Origin of the sequence: Paenibacillus sp. ISL-20 (assembly GCF_018613005.1) — a bacterium.
Classification (GTDB): Bacteria; Bacillota; Bacilli; order Paenibacillales; family Paenibacillaceae; genus Paenibacillus_AQ.
Genome location: NZ_JAGGRD010000050.1, coordinates 1 through 18,081, shown reverse-complemented (window position 1 = coordinate 18,081; position 18,081 = coordinate 1). Strand labels below are relative to the sequence as shown.

At 50.5% G+C, this 18,081-nt stretch carries 17 protein-coding genes and 8 tRNA genes; all 25 read right to left on the bottom strand.

Annotated features, from left to right (window positions below; all coding sequences use genetic code 11):
• Positions 1-82: 82 nt before the first annotated feature.
• The 25 genes from J7E85_RS25825 to J7E85_RS25705 all read right to left on the bottom strand — a co-directional run bounded on the left by J7E85_RS25825 (position 83) and on the right by J7E85_RS25705 (position 18,026).
• A complete protein-coding gene (locus J7E85_RS25825) occupies positions 83-1,033 on the bottom strand; it encodes a ribose-phosphate diphosphokinase (protein WP_076326139.1) in 951 nt (316 codons plus the stop codon).
• 170 nt (positions 1,034-1,203) lie between these two features.
• A complete protein-coding gene (gene hisJ, locus J7E85_RS25820) occupies positions 1,204-2,043 on the bottom strand; it encodes a histidinol-phosphatase HisJ (protein WP_215162860.1) in 840 nt (279 codons plus the stop codon).
• Between the two features lie 11 nt (positions 2,044-2,054).
• Positions 2,055-2,756 (bottom strand): bifunctional phosphoribosyl-AMP cyclohydrolase/phosphoribosyl-ATP diphosphatase HisIE, encoded by a 702-nt coding sequence (gene hisIE, locus J7E85_RS25815; protein ID WP_215162859.1) that lies wholly within the window; start codon positions 2,754-2,756, stop codon positions 2,055-2,057.
• On the bottom strand, positions 2,753-3,511 hold the full coding sequence (gene hisF, locus J7E85_RS25810) for an imidazole glycerol phosphate synthase subunit HisF (RefSeq protein WP_215162858.1): 759 nt from the start codon (positions 3,509-3,511) through the stop codon (positions 2,753-2,755). The genes hisIE and hisF overlap by 4 nt, the downstream gene beginning before the upstream one ends.
• 68 nt (positions 3,512-3,579) lie before the next feature.
• Complete coding sequence (gene hisA, locus J7E85_RS25805) at positions 3,580-4,311, bottom strand: 1-(5-phosphoribosyl)-5-[(5-phosphoribosylamino)methylideneamino]imidazole-4-carboxamide isomerase (protein ID WP_215162857.1); 732 nt, start codon at positions 4,309-4,311, stop codon at positions 3,580-3,582.
• A gap of 42 nt (positions 4,312-4,353) precedes the next feature.
• The gene (gene hisH / locus J7E85_RS25800) at positions 4,354-4,962 is read right to left on the bottom strand and encodes an imidazole glycerol phosphate synthase subunit HisH (RefSeq protein WP_215162856.1); all 609 of its coding nucleotides are present in this window, start codon (positions 4,960-4,962) and stop codon (positions 4,354-4,356) included.
• A gap of 3 nt (positions 4,963-4,965) precedes the next feature.
• Positions 4,966-5,571 carry an imidazoleglycerol-phosphate dehydratase HisB gene (gene hisB / locus J7E85_RS25795; protein WP_215162855.1) on the bottom strand — a complete coding sequence of 202 codons (606 nt, stop codon included), beginning with the start codon at positions 5,569-5,571 and terminating at the stop codon, positions 4,966-4,968.
• 61 nt (positions 5,572-5,632) lie between these two features.
• Positions 5,633-6,922, bottom strand: a complete 1,290-nt coding sequence (gene hisD, locus J7E85_RS25790) for a histidinol dehydrogenase (protein ID WP_251036050.1) — start codon at positions 6,920-6,922, stop codon at positions 5,633-5,635.
• Positions 6,923-7,045: 123 nt separating this feature from the next.
• On the bottom strand, positions 7,046-7,687 hold the full coding sequence (hisG, locus tag J7E85_RS25785; RefSeq protein WP_215162853.1) for an ATP phosphoribosyltransferase: 642 nt from the start codon (positions 7,685-7,687) through the stop codon (positions 7,046-7,048).
• A 53-nt stretch (positions 7,688-7,740) separates the two neighbouring features.
• Complete coding sequence (locus tag J7E85_RS25780) at positions 7,741-8,934, bottom strand: ATP phosphoribosyltransferase regulatory subunit (RefSeq protein WP_215162852.1); 1,194 nt, start codon at positions 8,932-8,934, stop codon at positions 7,741-7,743.
• Positions 8,935-9,276: 342 nt separating this feature from the next.
• Positions 9,277-10,503, bottom strand: coding sequence for an acyltransferase (locus J7E85_RS25775; protein WP_215162851.1), 1,227 nt, complete (start codon positions 10,501-10,503; stop codon positions 9,277-9,279).
• A 180-nt stretch (positions 10,504-10,683) separates the two neighbouring features.
• Positions 10,684-11,190 carry an acyltransferase gene (locus tag J7E85_RS25770; protein WP_076326130.1) on the bottom strand — a complete coding sequence of 169 codons (507 nt, stop codon included), beginning with the start codon at positions 11,188-11,190 and terminating at the stop codon, positions 10,684-10,686.
• Between the two features lie 13 nt (positions 11,191-11,203).
• Complete coding sequence (gene ppaX, locus J7E85_RS25765; protein WP_215162850.1) at positions 11,204-11,854, bottom strand: pyrophosphatase PpaX; 651 nt, start codon at positions 11,852-11,854, stop codon at positions 11,204-11,206.
• 7 nt (positions 11,855-11,861) lie between these two features.
• Positions 11,862-12,995, bottom strand: coding sequence for a prolipoprotein diacylglyceryl transferase (gene lgt, locus J7E85_RS25760; RefSeq protein WP_215162849.1), 1,134 nt, complete (start codon positions 12,993-12,995; stop codon positions 11,862-11,864).
• Between the two features lie 20 nt (positions 12,996-13,015).
• Positions 13,016-13,954, bottom strand: coding sequence for an HPr(Ser) kinase/phosphatase (gene hprK, locus J7E85_RS25755; protein WP_215162848.1), 939 nt, complete (start codon positions 13,952-13,954; stop codon positions 13,016-13,018).
• A gap of 539 nt (positions 13,955-14,493) precedes the next feature.
• Entirely contained in the window at positions 14,494-15,618 is a 1,125-nt protein-coding gene (locus J7E85_RS25750; RefSeq protein WP_215162847.1) for an ABC transporter ATP-binding protein, read from the bottom strand.
• 108 nt (positions 15,619-15,726) lie between these two features.
• Positions 15,727-16,941, bottom strand: a complete 1,215-nt coding sequence (locus J7E85_RS25745; RefSeq protein ID WP_215162846.1) for a PucR family transcriptional regulator — start codon at positions 16,939-16,941, stop codon at positions 15,727-15,729.
• Positions 16,942-17,090: 149 nt separating this feature from the next.
• Positions 17,091-17,163: transfer RNA gene (locus J7E85_RS25740), tRNA-Lys, on the bottom strand.
• Between the two features lie 8 nt (positions 17,164-17,171).
• A tRNA-Tyr gene (locus J7E85_RS25735) sits at positions 17,172-17,257 on the bottom strand.
• A 12-nt stretch (positions 17,258-17,269) separates the two neighbouring features.
• A tRNA-Phe gene (locus J7E85_RS25730) sits at positions 17,270-17,342 on the bottom strand.
• 206 nt (positions 17,343-17,548) lie between these two features.
• Positions 17,549-17,625, bottom strand: a tRNA-Asp gene (locus J7E85_RS25725).
• 13 nt (positions 17,626-17,638) lie between these two features.
• Positions 17,639-17,714: transfer RNA gene (locus J7E85_RS25720), tRNA-Thr, on the bottom strand.
• 26 nt (positions 17,715-17,740) lie between these two features.
• A tRNA-Val gene (locus J7E85_RS25715) sits at positions 17,741-17,816 on the bottom strand.
• A 9-nt stretch (positions 17,817-17,825) separates the two neighbouring features.
• Positions 17,826-17,902, bottom strand: a tRNA-Met gene (locus J7E85_RS25710).
• A gap of 32 nt (positions 17,903-17,934) precedes the next feature.
• A tRNA-Ser gene (locus J7E85_RS25705) sits at positions 17,935-18,026 on the bottom strand.
• Positions 18,027-18,081 lie beyond the last annotated feature (55 nt).

The following is an 18,081-nucleotide window of genomic DNA, read 5'->3' as shown; positions in this document are numbered from 1 at the left end:
AAACGAAAAAAAGGTACGGCTCCTCAACTTTCTTGAGGAGCCGTACCTTTTTTTATGAGAAGAACTTTTTCAGTGGCCTCGTTTACACACCGGCGTCTTTGAATAAAGTGGCGATCGAGCCGCCCTCAGTAATAATGTGGGTTGCCTGGGCCAACATGGGCGCAACAGACAGCACCTTAAGCCGCATCTTGCAGTGATGATCTGGGAGCACGATGGAGTCTGTGACCACGATTTCCTCGATATGAGCATGGTCCAGACGGCTTAGTGCTTCACCGGAGAAGAGCCCATGGGTTGCACAAACAATGGCATCATTAGCTCCCCGTTCCTTCAGACCTTCGACCACTTGCACGATGGTGGTTCCTGTATCAATCAAGTCCTCGATAATAATCGGCGTACGCCCCGCCACGTCCCCAATGACATGGGTGATAACGGCTTCGTTATGGGCAGGACGCTGCTTGATCATCATGGCAAACGGCGATCCCAGGCGACTCGCAAGTTTCTCGGCTGTCTTCGCCCGCCCGGCATCGGGGGATACGATGACCGGGTTCTCAATTTTCTTGGTCTTCAGATATTCCGTAATCAGATCAAGCGCAGTCAGATGATCCACCGGGATATTGAAGAAGCCCTGAATAGCAGGGGCATGCAGATCAATCGTAATCACGCGGTTGGCCCCGGCTGTGGTCAGCACATCAGCTACCATCTTGGCCGAAATCGGCTCACGCGGTGCTGCCTTTCGTTCCTGTCTGGCATAACCGTAATAAGGCACAATGATATTGATCGTTCTGGCGGAAGCACGCTTCGCGGCATCAATCATCACCAGCAGCTCTACGAACATTTCATTGATAGGGTGAGAAAAGGACTGCAGCAGAAAAACATCGCAATTGCGGATGCTCTCTTCAAAGTGCACATAAACTTCGCCACTCTGAAAGCGGGAAATCTTGATCTTTCCCGGTTCAACTCCCAACTGCTTACTGATATTTGCAGCAAGCGCCGGATTGGAAGTTCCGGCGAACAATCGTAATGAACGATACATGAGGACCTCCTGACGAGAGTGGTTGATAATGGCTGATGCAACGATCTCGTTGAAAGCGTTATCGTCAAATCAGGCCGTTCCCGCCTCCATCAACCTCTTCGAAGAAGAGTCTCTAAGAGTAGAAAACAGCCGTCTGCAATAAACCTGTTTGCAATTAGTGCTTATCTTCATTATACATTGTTTCCCTCAACATTCAAAAGCACCATCTCCCGCTTCCGGTTACGGAAGGTCGCGATCTCCCGAACGCCAAGCTCCGATAGCAGTGTTCTGGCCTGGTCCAGATGCTCGCCCAGCTTCCTCGGCTGATGGGCATCCGACCCTAAAGTCAACGGAACGCCAAGCTTAATCGCTTCCTCCAGCATGCGGCGGCTCGGAAACATTTCCTCACAGGCCTTCGATAAACCGGAGGCATTCAGCTCCATGGCTTTCCCGCTTTGGTCCACAGCCGCAAGCGCGGCTTGTTCCAGAGCGATCACTTCCGACTTCTGTTCGGGGCCTGGTCCATAACCGAACCGCTTGATCACGTCCAGATGGCCCATGATATCATAGAAGCCGGTCGCGGCGGCTTTCTGCACTGCATCATAATATTGCTGATAAACCTCAAGCGGATCCTTGTCCTCCCAGCCTTGGGTCTGACGGTAATCCGTAATATCCCACTCTCCCAGAAAGTGTACGGAGCCGATAACATAATCCCACGGATAGTCCTTCACAATCCGCTCAATCTGTTCTTCGTATCCCTCGATATAATCGCCTTCGAGGCCGATTCGAATGTCAATCCGTCCTTTGTAGCGTTCCTTCAGCTGCAGGCACTCTTCCACGTAACGCGGCAGCTCGTCCATCGGCATGGCCATTTCCGGATAATACGTTTCCGGGTTGACGTGAATCAAGGGCATATGATCCGACAAGCCCAATTGATCCATCCCGAGTTCAATGGCGCGCCGTACATACTCCTCCAGCTGCCCCTCGGCATGTCCGCACCGGGCATGGTGGGTATGGTAATCAATATGCATCGGTAGACCTCCTAATCGCGGCGTGGCCGTTCGTGGCGGCGACTCAGCTCATCCATGATCTCATCCAGCGGGAGCTTGCGCTCCTGGAGAAGTACCAGCAGGTGATAGATCAGATCGCTGATTTCAAGCTTAAGCTCGGCGTTGTCTTTATTTTTGGCGGCGATGATCGTTTCCGAAGCTTCTTCGCCCACCTTCTTCAGGATTTTGTCTACCCCTTTATCAAAGAGGTAAGTCGTATAAGCCCCTTCAGGCCGCTCCACTTCACGCTGGGCAATGACCTCTTCCAACTCAGCAAGAACTGTAAACCGCCTGCTCTCTGCAGCTGCACGGTTATTCGCAGTCCCGCTCTTCTGCCCCTGAACCGTAATCTCATTGTAGAAGCAGGTTGTTTGTCCGGTATGACAAGCAGGTCCCTTCGGATCCACCAGCAGCAAGAGGGTGTCTCCATCACAGTCGTACGTCATGGATACGACCGTCTGGACGTTCCCGGAAGTTGCCCCCTTATGCCACAGCTCCTCGCGCGAACGGCTCCAGAACCAAGTTTCGCCGCTTTCCAGCGTCAAGCGAAGAGACTCCCGATTCATATAAGCCATCATCAGCACCTGCTTGCTCTGTGCATCCTGTACAATCGCCGGCACCAGGCCCGAGGCATCCCACCGGATATGCTCGCTGACCTGCTCCAGGGATAAATCCTTCAACATATCTTCGCTCACCGTATATCCACTCCTTTTTGACTAAGATGCAACTTCAGATGAGGAATCGAGATCTCTTTATAATGGAAAATCGTTGCGGCAAGACCCGCATCCGCCTTGCCTGTGGTGAACACGTCATAGAAGTGATCCTCTTTGCCAGCACCGCCGGACGCGATGACCGGGATCTGCACCATTGAAGATACGGCAGAGGTAAGTGATAGATCGAACCCATCCTTCGTTCCGTCTGCATCCATGCTGGTCAACAGAATCTCGCCTGCACCCAGGCTTTCCGCCTGCTTCACCCAATCCAGCGCTTTGATGCCGGAAGGCGTACGTCCGCCGTGCGTGTATACTTCCCATTCCCCCCACGCTTCGTTGTACTTGGCATCGATGGCCACAACGATGCATTGGGAGCCGAATTTGCGTGCCCCGGCTGAGATGAGCTCCGGCTGCTTGACCGCTGCCGTATTCACACCGATCTTATCCGCGCCTGCCCGCAGAATCCGCTTCATGTCCTCGACGGACGAGATGCCTCCACCCACGGTAAAAGGAATGGCGATTTCCCCTGCCGTTCTCCGCACGACTTCCTCCATCGTCGCCCGCCCTTCGACCGATGCCGAAATATCCAGAAAGACTAACTCGTCTGCGCCTTCCCGGTCATAGAGCGCCGCCAATTCCACGGGATCGCCCGCATCGCGGAGATTCACAAAATTCACACCCTTCACCACCCGGCCGTCCTTGACGTCCAGGCAGGGTATGATCCGTTTAGCCAGCATGCTGTTCCCCTCTTCCCCTATGAACTCTATCGATCAACCGTTTATTTGAACGGACCCTAAGTCCAGACCTACTTGATTCTCGTAATCGCCTCGTTCAGGTCAATATTGCCTGTATACAGCGCCTTGCCTACGATCGCTCCGCCTACACCGTCGCCGCTGTGCGCGCTGAGCGCCAGCAAATCGTCCAGCTTCGTCACGCCGCCCGAAGCGATGACCGAGCGGCCGCTGGCTTTCGCAAGCGAGACAATTGCCTCCACATTAGGCCCCTGCATCATCCCGTCCCGGGAAATATCGGTGAAGATGAAGGTTTGCGCTCCTTTGGCTGCCAATTCTTTTGCCAACACCTCGGCTTGAACCTCGGACGTCTCCAACCAGCCCCTAGTTGCGACGTATCCGTCGCGCGCGTCGATCCCGATGGCCACCTTATCCCCGTACTTGCCCAGCACCTCTTCTGTAAAGACGCGGTCTTCAATCGCCGCCGTACCGATGATAACCCGGCTGATGCCAAGCGACAGCAGCCGCTCCACATCCGCTAGCGTGCGCAGACCTCCGCCTACCTGAACTGGAACCTGAACGCTGGCTGCGATCTTCCCGATGATATCGTCATTCACCGGATGGCCAGCCTTCGCGCCGTCCAAATCCACGAGATGAATAAAGGTACCGCCCTGCTCTTCCCACGATTTAGCTACCTCGAGCGGATTGTCATTGTATACCGTTTCTTGATTATAATCGCCTTGCACGAGCCTGACGCATTTGCCGCCGCGAATATCGATTGCTGGATATATGATAAAAGAGGACATCCCCATTCCCACTTTCCTTCCGGTCTATTTGATCACCTTACATTACGTTAAAGCCAAGAAATTGCGAAGCAGGCTCATCCCAAGCTCCCCGCTCTTCTCGGGATGGAACTGCATGCCATACACCGAACCGCGGCCCACGATGGCTGTCACTGGCTGACCGTAATCGGTAACCGCCAGCAAGTCAGCCTGAACCTCAGGAAGAACATGATACGAGTGGACAAAATACACATGACCTTCCTCAAGTCCCGCAAACAGCGGATGCTCCCGCTTCTCGAACTGCAATGAATTCCAGCCCATATGCGGCACCTTGTAGTCACCACCCGTAAACCGTACAACCGATCCGGGCAAAATATCCAGCCCTTCAAACTTGCCATGCTCCTCGCTCCGGCTGAATAGGAGCTGCATGCCGAGGCAAATCCCCAGCAGCGGCTTCCCCGATTTCGCTGCTTCCTTCATGACCGAGTCCAGCGAGGTTTCGCGCAGCTGCTCCATGGCATCGCCGAACGCGCCGACCCCAGGCAGAATGATGCCATCCGCCGCCAGAATCTCCTCTCGCTCCCCGGTAACGAGCGGCTTATATCCAAGCCGCTCCACTGCTTTGCTGACGCTGTGCAGATTGCCCATGCCGTAATCCACGATTGCAATCGCCATCGATTATAGCACTCCCTTCGTGGATGGCACGCCGGTCACCCGCGGATCCACGGTAGTCGCCTCATCCAATGCACGGCCGAGGGCCTTAAATACCGCTTCAATCATATGGTGGGTATTGTGTCCGTAATGAACGATGACATGCAGCGTGATCCGTGCCTCCAGCGCCAACTTCCACAGAAATTCATGGACAAGCTCAGTTTCAAAAGAGCCTACCTGCTGCGAAGGGTACTCGGCCCGATACTCAAAATGCGGACGGTTGCTGATATCCACAATGACTTGAGCAAGCGCCTCATCCATCGGTACAAACACGCTGGCGTACCGCTTAATCCCTTTTTTATCGCCCAGCGCCTCGCGGAACGTTTGCCCCAGGCAAATCCCGATATCCTCCACCGTGTGGTGGTCATCGATCTCGATATCTCCCTTCGCCTTCACGCGAAGATCAAATTGCCCATGCTTCGTAAACAAATCAAGCATATGATTCAGAAACGGCACATCGGTTTCCAATTCCGAGATCCCGGTTCCATCGACATTGAAATCCAGGGCAATTTCGGTCTCATTGGTTTTACGGCTCACGCCGGCTGATCTTGCTGCTGCATCCAAACTGCTCACGTTGATTGCCTCCTCTAAACGTATCTAGTATGAACGAATCATTCATGTTCCTCTTTGATGCTTAACGCTCCTGTTCAAGCCGAATCTCGATCGCCCGGGCATGACCTTCAAGCCCTTCGCGTCGAGCCAGCTCCATAATCTGCTCTCCATCGCGCAGCAGGGCTTCCTTGCTGTAGTAGATCAAGCTTGATTTCTTAATGAAATCGTCCAAATCAACCGGCGATGCGAAACGAGCCGTCCCATTCGTCGGGATGATATGATTCGGTCCTGCAAAATAATCACCTACCGGCTCCGAGCTGTATGGCCCGAGGAAGATCGCACCCGCGTTCTCGATCTGGCCCACAATCGCCATCGGCTCCTCCGTCACAATTTCCAGATGCTCCGGCGCCAAACGGTTAATAACTTCAATCCCTTCTCTAAGGGATTCCGTGATGATCACCGCGCCGTAAGTATCCACGGAGGCCCGGGCGATGTCGCGCCGGGGCAGAAGTTCAAGCTGCCGCTCCACTTCCGCGGCAACGGTCTCGCCCAGCTTGCGTGAAGGCGTCACGAGAATGGCGGATGCCATCTCGTCATGCTCTGCTTGGGAGAGCAAATCCGCCGCAATATACGAAGCATCTGCGCTGTCATCGGCCAATACCGCAATCTCGCTCGGACCGGCCAGGCTGTCAATATTGACCGCCCCGTACACTTCTCGCTTGGCCAGCGCAACGTAAATATTGCCGGGACCGCAGATTTTATCAACGGGGGAGATGCTCTCCGTACCGTAGGCCAACGCCGCAATCGCCTGAGCCCCTCCTACGCGGTAAATCTCCGTAACGCCGGCCTCGGCTGCAGCGACCAGGATATAGGGATTAATCCCATCCTTCCCGCCGGTAGCTGGGGGGGTGACCATGACAATCTCGGGCACGCCTGCCACCTGCGCCGGGATGACGTTCATCAGCACGGACGAAGGATAGGCTGCCTTCCCGCCGGGCACATATACACCCACGCGCTTCAACGGACGAATGATCTGTCCCAAGATGCTGCCGTCGGCTTGAAGATCCATCCAGGAATTACGCTTCTGCTTCACATGGAAAGCGCGAATATTATTCGCTGCGGCCTGAATCGCCTTCACGAACGAAGACTCCACATGATGATAAGCCTCCTTGAGCTCCTTATCCGTTACGCGAAGCTGATCTGCCGTAAGGCGGACGCGGTCCAATTGCTCGGTATGCCGCAGCAAGGCAGCATCTCCATCCGACCGAATATCCCGCACAATCGCCTTCACGACTTCATTCTGCTCTGGTGTGCCGTAATCATTTTCCCGTTTCAGCTGAAAGTCCCGTGCTGATATAACCCTCACCTTCATCTCCCCCAATCCCGCTGCTTGCATCTCATCTGGTTTCCATACACGCATAGCGTTTCTTACGAATCGACAATCTATTTGTCCGATCTATCCATGCTCATCCTGTTTGTACCTTCGTTCTTAGCTCTATATATTCGCTCCCTCAGACATAATGACCATTTGCAGCCGATCACACAATTCCTGAATTTCATCATTCTTCATCCGATAGCTGACACGATTGGCAATCAGACGACTTGTAATTTCAAAGATGCTGGTCATCTCTATAAGTCCGTTCTCCTTGAGCGTTTGGCCCGTTTCCACCATATCCACGATCCGGTCCGCCAAGCCGATAAGCGGTGCAAGCTCGATGGAACCATTCAGCTTAACAACTTCAACCTGCTGGCCTTGTTCACGGAAATACTGCGAAGCCACATTCGGATACTTGGTGGCGACCCGCTGACGTATGCCCGGCTTCCAGTCCGGTAAGCCGATAACCGACATCCGGCACCTTGCGATGCCGAGATCGAGCAGCTCATAGACATCTTTGTTCTCTTCCATCAGCACATCCTTGCCAACGATTCCGATATCCGCGACACCGTATTCCACATAAGTCGGCACATCCACCGGCTTCGCCAGAATAAATTCCATTCCTGCCTCCGGCAAGGGAATGACCAGCTTGCGCGTCTCATCCACATCGAGGGGAATCGGAAGTCCGGCTGAACGAAACAGCGCGGATGCTTTTTTATATATACGCCCTTTGGGCATCGCTACTTTCAACGTTTCCGCCACATTCAAATCCTCCTGACCTTAACCTATATAAAATAGAGTGATATATCAGCGTTCTATCGAAGGGTAATGATCTCTCGGTAACCTCTATTTAGCAGGCTGCTGGATACAACGGGTACACCCTCATCGCGGACATTCGCCGAGTCCGGCATAATCGAGGTGATGACGGTATGACCCTGTGCCCGCAATTCTGATGCTTTTGCCAAACCTTCTTTGCGATAGGAAGCCGTGTAACGGATCAGAATGGGCAGCTCCTCCACAATCTCTTCTCCCTGCACCCCATCCAATATGCGATTGGTCTTAAGCGCAAAGCCGGTGGCCGGAACCGCACGGCCAAACTGCTGAAGCAGCTTATCATAACGACCACCGCTCGCAACGGGTGAACCTAGCTCAGCAGCATAGCCTTCAAACGTCATGCCGGTGTAATAGGAGAAGTCTCCGAGCATCGTCAGATCAAACAGAACATGCCTGGAGACGTCGTATGCCTCCAGCACCTCCCATACTCTGCACAGGTGCTCAATAGAAGCTCTTGCGAGATCATTGCTGCTAATCTCAAGTGCTTGCCCGGCAATCTCCCTGCCCCCGCGCAGCTTCAGGATTCCCTCCAGCTGGTCCTGCTGTGTCTTCGTAAGACGCAGACTAGCAATGGTATTTCGGTATCCGACATAGTCGCGGTTCAGCAGATCCTGCTTCAGGCTCTCTTGATCCTCCGTCCGCTCAGGCAGCACCTCCTGGAGCAGGCCATTAAGGTAACCCATATGCCCCATTGCGATTTTGAATTTCTCCACACCTGCCGCCTTCAGGGATTCAATCGCCAGCGCAATTACTTCGGCATCGGCCTCCGGCGTATCGTCGCCTACAAGCTCTACACCCGTCTGGAAGAATTCAGCCTCGCGGCCGGCCTCCTCTTCGATTGCGCGAAACACATTTGCATGGTAAGACAAACGCACCGGTAACGGCTCATCCTTCAGGAGAGATGACATGACCCGTGCTATGGGAGCGGTCAGATCGGACCGCAGCACCATGGTCGTTCCGCGCTTATTCAATAATTTAAACAGTTTTTGGTCCGACGTAGAGCTTGCTACGCCTACCGTATCGTAATATTCCATCGTTGGTGTCATAATCTGCTGGTATCCCCAGCGGTCCATACATGCAAGCACTTCACGTTCAATCCGGCGCAGCTTGGTGACCGCATGAGGGAGATAATCACGAACACCTGCCGGTTTCTCGAAGCCTTTCGGTTTAGACATGACGCTCCACCTCAAATTCAGAAAAATCTTTACTATGGTAAAGTGGTACCTTGCTAATAAATTAAAGGATATTGGCTATATTACCATGAACCCTGCCTGATCGTCAATGCATCATGAATGCGTCCTGCTATGTATCGTTCTCCGTTGTGATCCGCCTTAGCCGCCAAAGAATCCGCTTAACTTCTGGGTATAATTGTAACACAAGAACATGCTGGAGTGGCTTGCTTGTCTAGGGGTGAACCTCTGCTATGTCCAGAGGCAGGCATAATACAAAAAAACCGCCCGATTGCCGGACGGCTTTGCTTCATAATGATGTAAAAGAAAAAAGTATGCCTGTTATAGTTATAGATCTACTGATTTTTTGCTGTCGCCTGTAACGGTGTCTTTTCTCTGCGTTGGTGCTTTCGGTGCTTTGGATGATGGCTTCAATGATCGTGGAACACTGCCAAGCAGCATCCAGGAGCCTGGAATCCACCGGAACACCGTTTGAACCACCAGCGCACTGACAATCAGCGCAGTTACCATACCGCCGTAAATCCAGATGAGGTAATCATCGGTTACCGGATTCAGCTTGAGATCGTACTCCCGGTACAGGAATAGCCAGAGCGGATGCACCAGATAGATCGCGAAGGACAACTCGCCAATCCGCGTCAGCACCTTCACGATGAGTTTCCAACCGCTGTTATACAGCCAGCTGGCCAGCTGCATCAGCACAATCGCGGAGAAAACCGTGTGCAGATTCCATAACAGCTCGTACAACAGGGAGTCGTATTTGGCACCGTGCAATCTCTGATTGTACCAAATCTGCACATGTGTCAGTGCCATCGCAAGCCAACCGGCCCATAACACGACCGTACCTGCTCTTTGACCTAAAGTCTGCTTTTTCCAGGATGACGTAAGCCAGCCCTTGAATTTGTCGTAATTCATCGCCAGATAAGCACCCAGCATATAGTAGGCTAAATACGAGATGGCCAGGCTTCCTTTAAACGTGTATTGCAGCTCGTATTTATTCCATATGATAAAGCCCCATTGAAGCAGGAACCCGATGGGAACCGCCCACCGTACGAGAAACCGTGACGATTTAAACAGCTTAAGAAAGATCGGGAACAGGATATAGAACTGCAAACTGATAAATACAAAATATAAGTGCGTATAATTCTGCCCCCGAATTAAACGTTCAAAGAAAAGCGGCATCTGTGCCCATAGATCAAATGAGCTGTTGAGCAGCCCGTTCTGATACATCCGCACAAAGAAATAGATGATCGAGAACAGCACATAAGGCAGCAAAATATACAAAAGCCGCCGTTTGTAGAAGTTTTTGATCAGATCCTTGGTCAGAGGCCGGTCTGCATAGTTATAGAACAGCACAAAGCTGCTTAGGAATATAAACGAAGGTGTACCATATTTAAAGAAAATATTCAAAAAATTAATAATATAATAGAATCGCGAATCAATCGCATCAACCGTTGCAAATGAAGTCGCATGAACGTGAAGCACGCCCAGGATGGCCAGCGCACGATAAATATCGAGCTGCGGGAGCCTTTCCTTTTTGTTCAGCGTTGCACTCATGTCAGGCGTCGCCTCCTTGATTCAAGTATTTTTATAGAGTCAATGAAAAGGTATGGGCGGGCAAAAAAGTCCCTCAAGGCCATCATACCCCGGGGACTATGGAATCGCTTTGTGTCATGTTATCCTCTACTCATTCTACAATAATTCAGGTAGCTTGAGAACCTAACTTGTCACATTACCTCAAATTGACTCACTTTCCGTCGATGTCCTCTTCAGCTCTCGCAATGGATTGCCGCCTACAAAAACACCCGGTGCCACATCTTTATGTACGACAGACCCTGCAGCAACAACGGCTCCATCTCCGATCGTTACGCCAGGCAAAATCGTAGTATTCGCGCCGATGAGCACGTTCTCCCCGATTCGCACTTCACCCAGACGATATTCCTTTATTAAATACTCATGAGCAAGAATCGTTGTGTTGTAGCCGATCACCGAATTCTCGCCGATGGATATTTTCTCCGGAAAAAACACATCTACCATGACCATCAATCCAAACGCGGTATGCCTGCCCACCTTCATCCCAAGCATGTGGCGGTATATCCAGTTCTTCAAGGGCAGGATAGGGCAATAACGGGCCAACTGGATAAAGATGAAGTTCTTGACGCCCTTGAACGGGCTCACAGTGCGGTAGATTTGCCACAGCGCGTTGGGCCCTTCTACAGGATAACGGGTAACCTTTCTGGCCATGCTGCCAAAACTCCTATTCCTCTTGAAGTCCTACGATTTCATACAGGTCTTTCATATCCCTTAAAACATAATCCGGACCATACTCCATCAGCTTCTGCTCACCCTTCAGGGACCAAGCTACAGCGGCGGCCTTCACGCCCGCCGCCTTAGCGGACTGAATGTCGACTGGGCTATCCCCGATCATCAATGTCGTAGCCGGATTGGCGCCCAGCCGCTCAATCGCCGTCAGAACGGGCTCAGGATGCGGTTTCGGATGCTCGACGTCGTTCACCGTAACAATCGCCGACATGAATCGCTCGAGATCGTACTTTTCCAAAGTCATCATCGTAGAAGGACGAATCTTTGTTGTTACAATCCCAAGCGAAAGCCCGTGATGATGAAGACGCTCCACGACCTCATTTACATGAGGGAACGGTCTAACCATCTCATCATGATGAAGCGTGTTGAAGGAACGGTAGGCTTTGACAAACGGACTAACATCCTCGACGCCTCCCGAGAAAGCCTGCAGCTGCTGTTCTAGCGTGGTTCCCATATGTGGAATGATCTGCTCCCTGGTTAACGGTCCCGTTGCTTGAGCCTCGAAGACATGCAGAAACGACGAAATAATCAATTCATTCGTATCAATAATGGTTCCGTCTAAATCAAACAGTACGGTTTCTATCATGCTGCAACTACTCCTTTTTGTCCTCCGTATCTGGTTTTATTGCCGGAGTATCTTCTACTCGGGACGGTTTGACTTCCGTCTCCTGGGCTTGGGTCAGAGAGCTTGTATCATCCTTCTCTACTGGATCTGCTGCCGGTTTATCCTGCTTAACAGGTGCCTGCGCAGATGACTTCACGGCTTTATCCGTCTGAAGGTCAGCTTCAGGCGTTGGACCTCCTCCGGTCTTCGTGGACACGATGGGGTCCAAATAACGCACATTGGCGCGGCCTGTTACGCGGCGTACAACGATCAATACGATGCCTGCAATGACGAAGAACACCGACAGCAGCTGAGAAATCCGAATATTGCCGTAAGCCGGATCCAGATGGCCCAGTTCAAAGCCCATCCAAGTCATCGGTGCCCACAGCGTATTGTTAATGAAGTCGGCAAGTCCGGTTGCGCCTTGGAACGCCAAGCTGTCCGTACGCACCGCTTCAATGAAGAATCGGCCGATGGAATACCAGATGAAATATCCGATAAAGAGTTCGCCTGCGCGCAGGAATTTCTGTCTGCGGAGAATAAGCAATATGACAATACCCACCAAGTTCCATAGCGATTCATATAAGAAGGTAGGATGATGGAATACACCTTGTACATTCATTTGATTCACGATGAAATCAGGCAGGTGCAGCTGTCCGCGTAAAAAGGATTCGCTTACAGGACCTCCATAAGCCTCCTGGTTAACGAAGTTCCCCCAGCGTCCAATGATCTGACCGGCTAACAGGGACGGAGCGCAGATATCGGCAATCCGCCAGAATGAGTAGCCTTTCCGACGAACAAAGATTAACGCACAGATAATGGCACCAATAAGAGCACCGAATATGGCAATCCCGCCATTCCATATTTTGAACACATCCAGGAAGTTGTCTTTATAATCTTCCCACTTAAAAGCTACATAATAAATACGCGCACCAATGATTGCAGAAGGAACACCAAGCAAGAGCAAATCCATGAAAAATTCCTGCGGAAGGCCAAAACGCTTCCCCTCGCGAATGGCCAGTAACAGCCCCGCCAAAGCTCCCAACCCCAAAATCAAGCCATACCAATGAACACGCAGCGATCCGATGGAGAACGCCACCGGATCGATGAGCAATGTTTGCATCTTTTATAACCTCCCTAGTCCTAGTCCAAATCGTCCATATCTTCAGCGATCGTAGCTGTCAGTTTGTTCGTAAACTGCAGCGCAGCATTCAGTCCCATTTGTTTCAATCTGTAGTTCATAGCTGCTACCTCAATAATAACCGCAAGGTTACGTCCTGGACGAACCGGAATGGTGACCAGAGGGATATCTGTCTCAATAATTCGTGTTGTTTCTTCATCTAACCCCAGACGATCATACTGTTTATCCTGCTGCCATGCTTCCAATCGAACAACAAGCGTAATCCGTTTATTGTTCCGAACGGCTCCTGCACCGAATAACGTCATGACATTAATAATACCAACTCCGCGAATCTCCAGAAGATGGCGAATCAGCTCCGGCGCCGTTCCGTGAAGCTGAAAATCCGATGTCTGACGTATCTCCACCGCATCATCCGCAATCAATCGGTGTCCGCGTTTGACAAGCTCCAGTGCCGTCTCACTCTTCCCGATACCGCTTGAACCTGTGATCAGCATCCCCACGCCATAAACATCGCACAATACACCGTGGATGGTTGTAGTTGGTGCAAGTTTACGCTCCAGGAAGCTTGTGAATCGGCTTGTCAGAATGGTTGTCGCCATACTGCTGCGCAGTACAGGCAAACCTCTTTCGTTCCCGAGTTCCACCAGTTCCTCCGGCACTTCCAAGGAACGAGTAACTACAATGCAAGGTGTTTCTTCCGTACACAGGCTGCCCATTCGCTCTTTACGCTCTTCCGGCTTCAGCATTCCGAAGAAAGCCAACTCCGTGCGCCCCAGAAGCTGGACCCGTTCCCGCGGATGGTATTCAAAATAACCGGCCATTTCCAATCCCGGGCGATTCAGATCGTCCGTTGTAATCTGACGTTTTAAGCCTTCCTCACCTGCGATGACCTCCAGCTGAAACTGCTGGACCAGCTCGGATACCTTCACTTTCTTGGCCATGGTCTTACCCCTCTTCTTCCATTGTATGTTGACATCACAACGCAACCGTCATATACACGGCCCGTATTGGATGATATATTCCATACTCGATATTTTCTAAAGTAAATAATCCTTATAAGCCTTATCAGCGATCTGGCAATTCACATGGAATATGCTTCAGCATCCCGTATGTCCCATACTTATGTATGCCTTGCTTTGTGCTTATCTTATCGAAAAAAGCCAATGAATGCAATTCTAACCGGCTACTCCATTGCGACATTAGGCTTATATTGGGGTGAACCGACGCTACGATTACGTACTATAACTTGAATAATATATATGTAATGTTTTATTAGGATCAGTATGGAACTCTATTTATTTCTTGCCTTTGGGTTAGGTACTTTAAATTGATTGCTACCCATCGAATACAACAAAACTAGCATTTGAAAAGGAGGCCCAAATCTTTTTCCAGGCGTAAATGCTAGCATGATATTGTCTTTTTCTCCTAAAAAAGCCGCCCCTTGAGGGGGCGGCTTTCAAGAGATCCCGATTGCTGAAGATTAGTCTTCCAGCAATACGTTCAATTCAGACTCTTTATCAAAGATATGAACTTTGTTCATGTCGAGTGCCAATTTCACATTGTCGCTTTCGCGAGTAGTCGAACGTCCGTCTACGCGGCCGATAACTGTATCGGAGCCCAATCCGCTCAAGTACAAGAGCATTTCGTGACCAAGGTTCTCGGTTACATCAACTTTTGCAGAGAAGATCGTGTTCGGGGAAGCTTCCAGGAATACTGGCTCTTCATGAATATCTTCCGGACGAACACCCATGATGACTTCTTTGCCAATCATGGATTTATTTTTGAGCAATTGTGCTTTACCGCCTGGAACTTGAACGTTCAAGCCCTGGGAAGTGAAGTATACGTCACCGTTTTGCTCGGACAATTTACCGTTGATGAAGTTCATAGTTGGGGAACCGATGAAACCAGCAACGAACAGGTTGTTCGGATTGTTGTACAGTTGCTCTGGGGAATCCGCTTGTTGAATAATGCCGTCTTGCATAACCACGATACGGTCACCCATCGTCATAGCTTCTGTTTGGTCATGCGTTACATAGATACAAGTGGTTTCAAGACGCTTAACCAGCTTTGTAATTTCGGCACGCATCTGACCGCGGAGTTTCGCATCCAAGTTGGAAAGCGGCTCATCCATCAAGAAGACTTGCGGATCACGGACAATCGCACGACCCAAGGCAACACGCTGACGCTGACCACCAGACAGAGCTTTTGGTTTACGCTCGAGCAAATGCTCGATATCCAGGATTCTTGCTGCTTCACGTACACGTTTATCGATTTCGTCTTTCTTCACTTTACGGAGTTTCAAACCGAATGCCATGTTCTGATATACGTTCATATGTGGATACAAGGCGTAGGATTGGAATACCATCGCGATGTCACGATCTTTAGGTGCTACATCGTTAACAACGCGGTCGCCAATGTAAAGTTTACCCTCAGAAATTTCCTCAAGACCTGCGATCATACGCAGTGTCGTGGACTTACCGCAACCGGAAGGACCTACCAGTACCAAGAATTCTTTATCTTTAATATCCAAATTAACGTCAATTACAGTTGCTTTATCCGCACCTGCATACTTTTTGTAAATATGCTCTAAGCGTACACCAGCCATGTGCATTTGCCCCCTCATATGAATGTTATGAAATCGAATACAATTAATTTATAATCTTATATTACCCCATAGGCACCTGACTTGCTATACACAATCTGCACAAAAAACCTATTTCCTTTTCGTCACTTTATACAATAGAAGCGTTATTTTCACTAAAACCGCATCACTGAAGCTTCGAACATCAAGCCCCGTCTCCTGTTTGATCTTATCTAGGCGGTATAGCAGCGTGTTACGGTGAATATATAGGTGTTTGGCCGTCTCGCTCACGTTACAATCCAATTCAAAAAAAGACTCCAGCGTTGACAAGGTCTCACTATCCTCGAATAAATCGGTATGTCCGGCAGCGTACTCTCGCAGGAATTGATTGCGCTGGTACTCGGGAATGCTGTAGACCAGACGCTCCAAATGAAGCCCGGTCGACAGATGGATATGCTTCTTTACCTGGAACGTCCGGCCGATGGTCATGGTCTCTCTTAACATGCTAACGGTCTGAGGCAGAGCATGCAGGGCATTAACAGCCGGTATCGTCGAGATATGGAAATCCCCCACCCATTCCGTTGAAATCAGCTCGTAGAGCCCCATACAGAATAAGGAGAGCAAATCTTGATCGCCTTCCACCGAAGCATCCTCTTTATCATCCGTCGTTATACCGTCCAGCAATTCCTGGTTCGCTAGGATAATCCATTCTTTATCAAGCAGCGGCACCAGAATGATGTCCCCGTCAAAATAGCTGCGCAATAATCGATGCAGCGCCTTATAACTTGGAGTGGGGGCATGCTCGCTCTCATGAATAAGAAGAAAGGGAACCATGTCCTCCGTCAAGCTTGTCCGAATCCACATTTCCTCTGGTAATTCAGCAAGCAGTTCACCGACTTGCAGGCGTTCCTTTAACCAACCACCCAACTGTTGGGCGCGACGTTCTTCTTCAACCTTGCCGGCACTCTTGGACATTACCCCTGGCGTCATATCCTGAAGGCTCGACAATAGTAGAGTTATAAGCCCAATCTCCGACTCCGTTAAGGTATTTTGATCCGCTACGATTACCCGGCTAGAATCCTGTTGATTCACTGGAATCCAAATCTCACCGAGGTCCTTGTGCACATAGGCGCCGTGAATCCTTCGTGATTGGTATGAGGTTCTGTTTTCTTCACGGTTACTAGCCCCCTGGGCTCTTTCCTCATGACCAATCCGATCACCGAATGGCGGTGAGGTCGCTATTGATTTTGTTAACCATGCTGCTTCCTGATCATTCAATGTTTTTAAACCGAGTGAGGTACCCAAGGTCTGCTCTAGTTTCTGAACGATGTGCTCCATCTCCACCATTGATGACTCCACCACTTTATCGTTTTTTCTTATTTTAGCATAACACCCAGTGCAAACGACAATGCCTTCTCTCTAAGTCCAGTTACATTGGAGAAAAACAGCTTAAAAACAACAAAAAGAGCCGTCAACAACGTTGACGACTCTTCGGATGAGCCATGAAGGACTCGAACCTTCGACACCCTGATTAAAAGTCAGGTGCTCTACCAACTGAGCTAATGGCTCTTATTTACTGGTGGAGGATGATGGATTCGAACCACCGAACTCGGACGAGAACAGATTTACAGTCTGCTGCGTTTGGCCACTTCGCTAATCCTCCAGGATGTAAAGGTGGCTCGGGACGGAATCGAACCGCCGACACGAGGATTTTCAGTCCTCTGCTCTACCGACTGAGCTACCGAGCCTTACATAAATGACATAAAAATAAAGTGCGGAATGCAATCCTGCCCACTTTAATCTGTGGAAAACTGACCATTTTTATTCCTTAAGATTAATAATGGCGGAACTGACGGGATACTCTCTCTTCGTTCAAGACTGCGAAGTCTCTGCTAACGTAGATATGCTTCGACGAACCCGGTTATGGATTCTCATCCCTGAAGCTTGTAAAGAATGGCGGAACTGACGGGATTCGAACCCGCGATCTCCTGCGTGACAGGCAGGCATGTTAGGCCTCTACACCACAGTTCCACATTATTAAAGATGGTGCCGGCGAGAGGACTTGAACCCCCAACCTACTGATTACAAGTCAGTTGCTCTACCAATTGAGCTACACCGGCATGGTAAGGTGATAAAAATAAGTACATGGTGGAGGCTGAGGGGATCGAACCCCCGACCCTCTGCTTGTAAGGCAGATGCTCTCCCAGCTGAGCTAAGCCTCCAGGTATGTATGGTAGCGGCGGAGGGGATCGAACCCCCGACCTCACGGGTATGAACCGTACGCTCTAGCCAGCTGAGCTACACCGCCATATAAACCTAATTGCGTTCAAGTTATTCAAATGGCGGAGAGAGAGGGATTCGAACCCTCGCACCGCTTACGCAGTCTAACCCCTTAGCAGAGGGTCCCCTTATAGCCACTTGGGTATCTCTCCATCATAACTTGTATGCAGTTACAGAGATTGATTCCCTGAAAACTAGATACGAAAC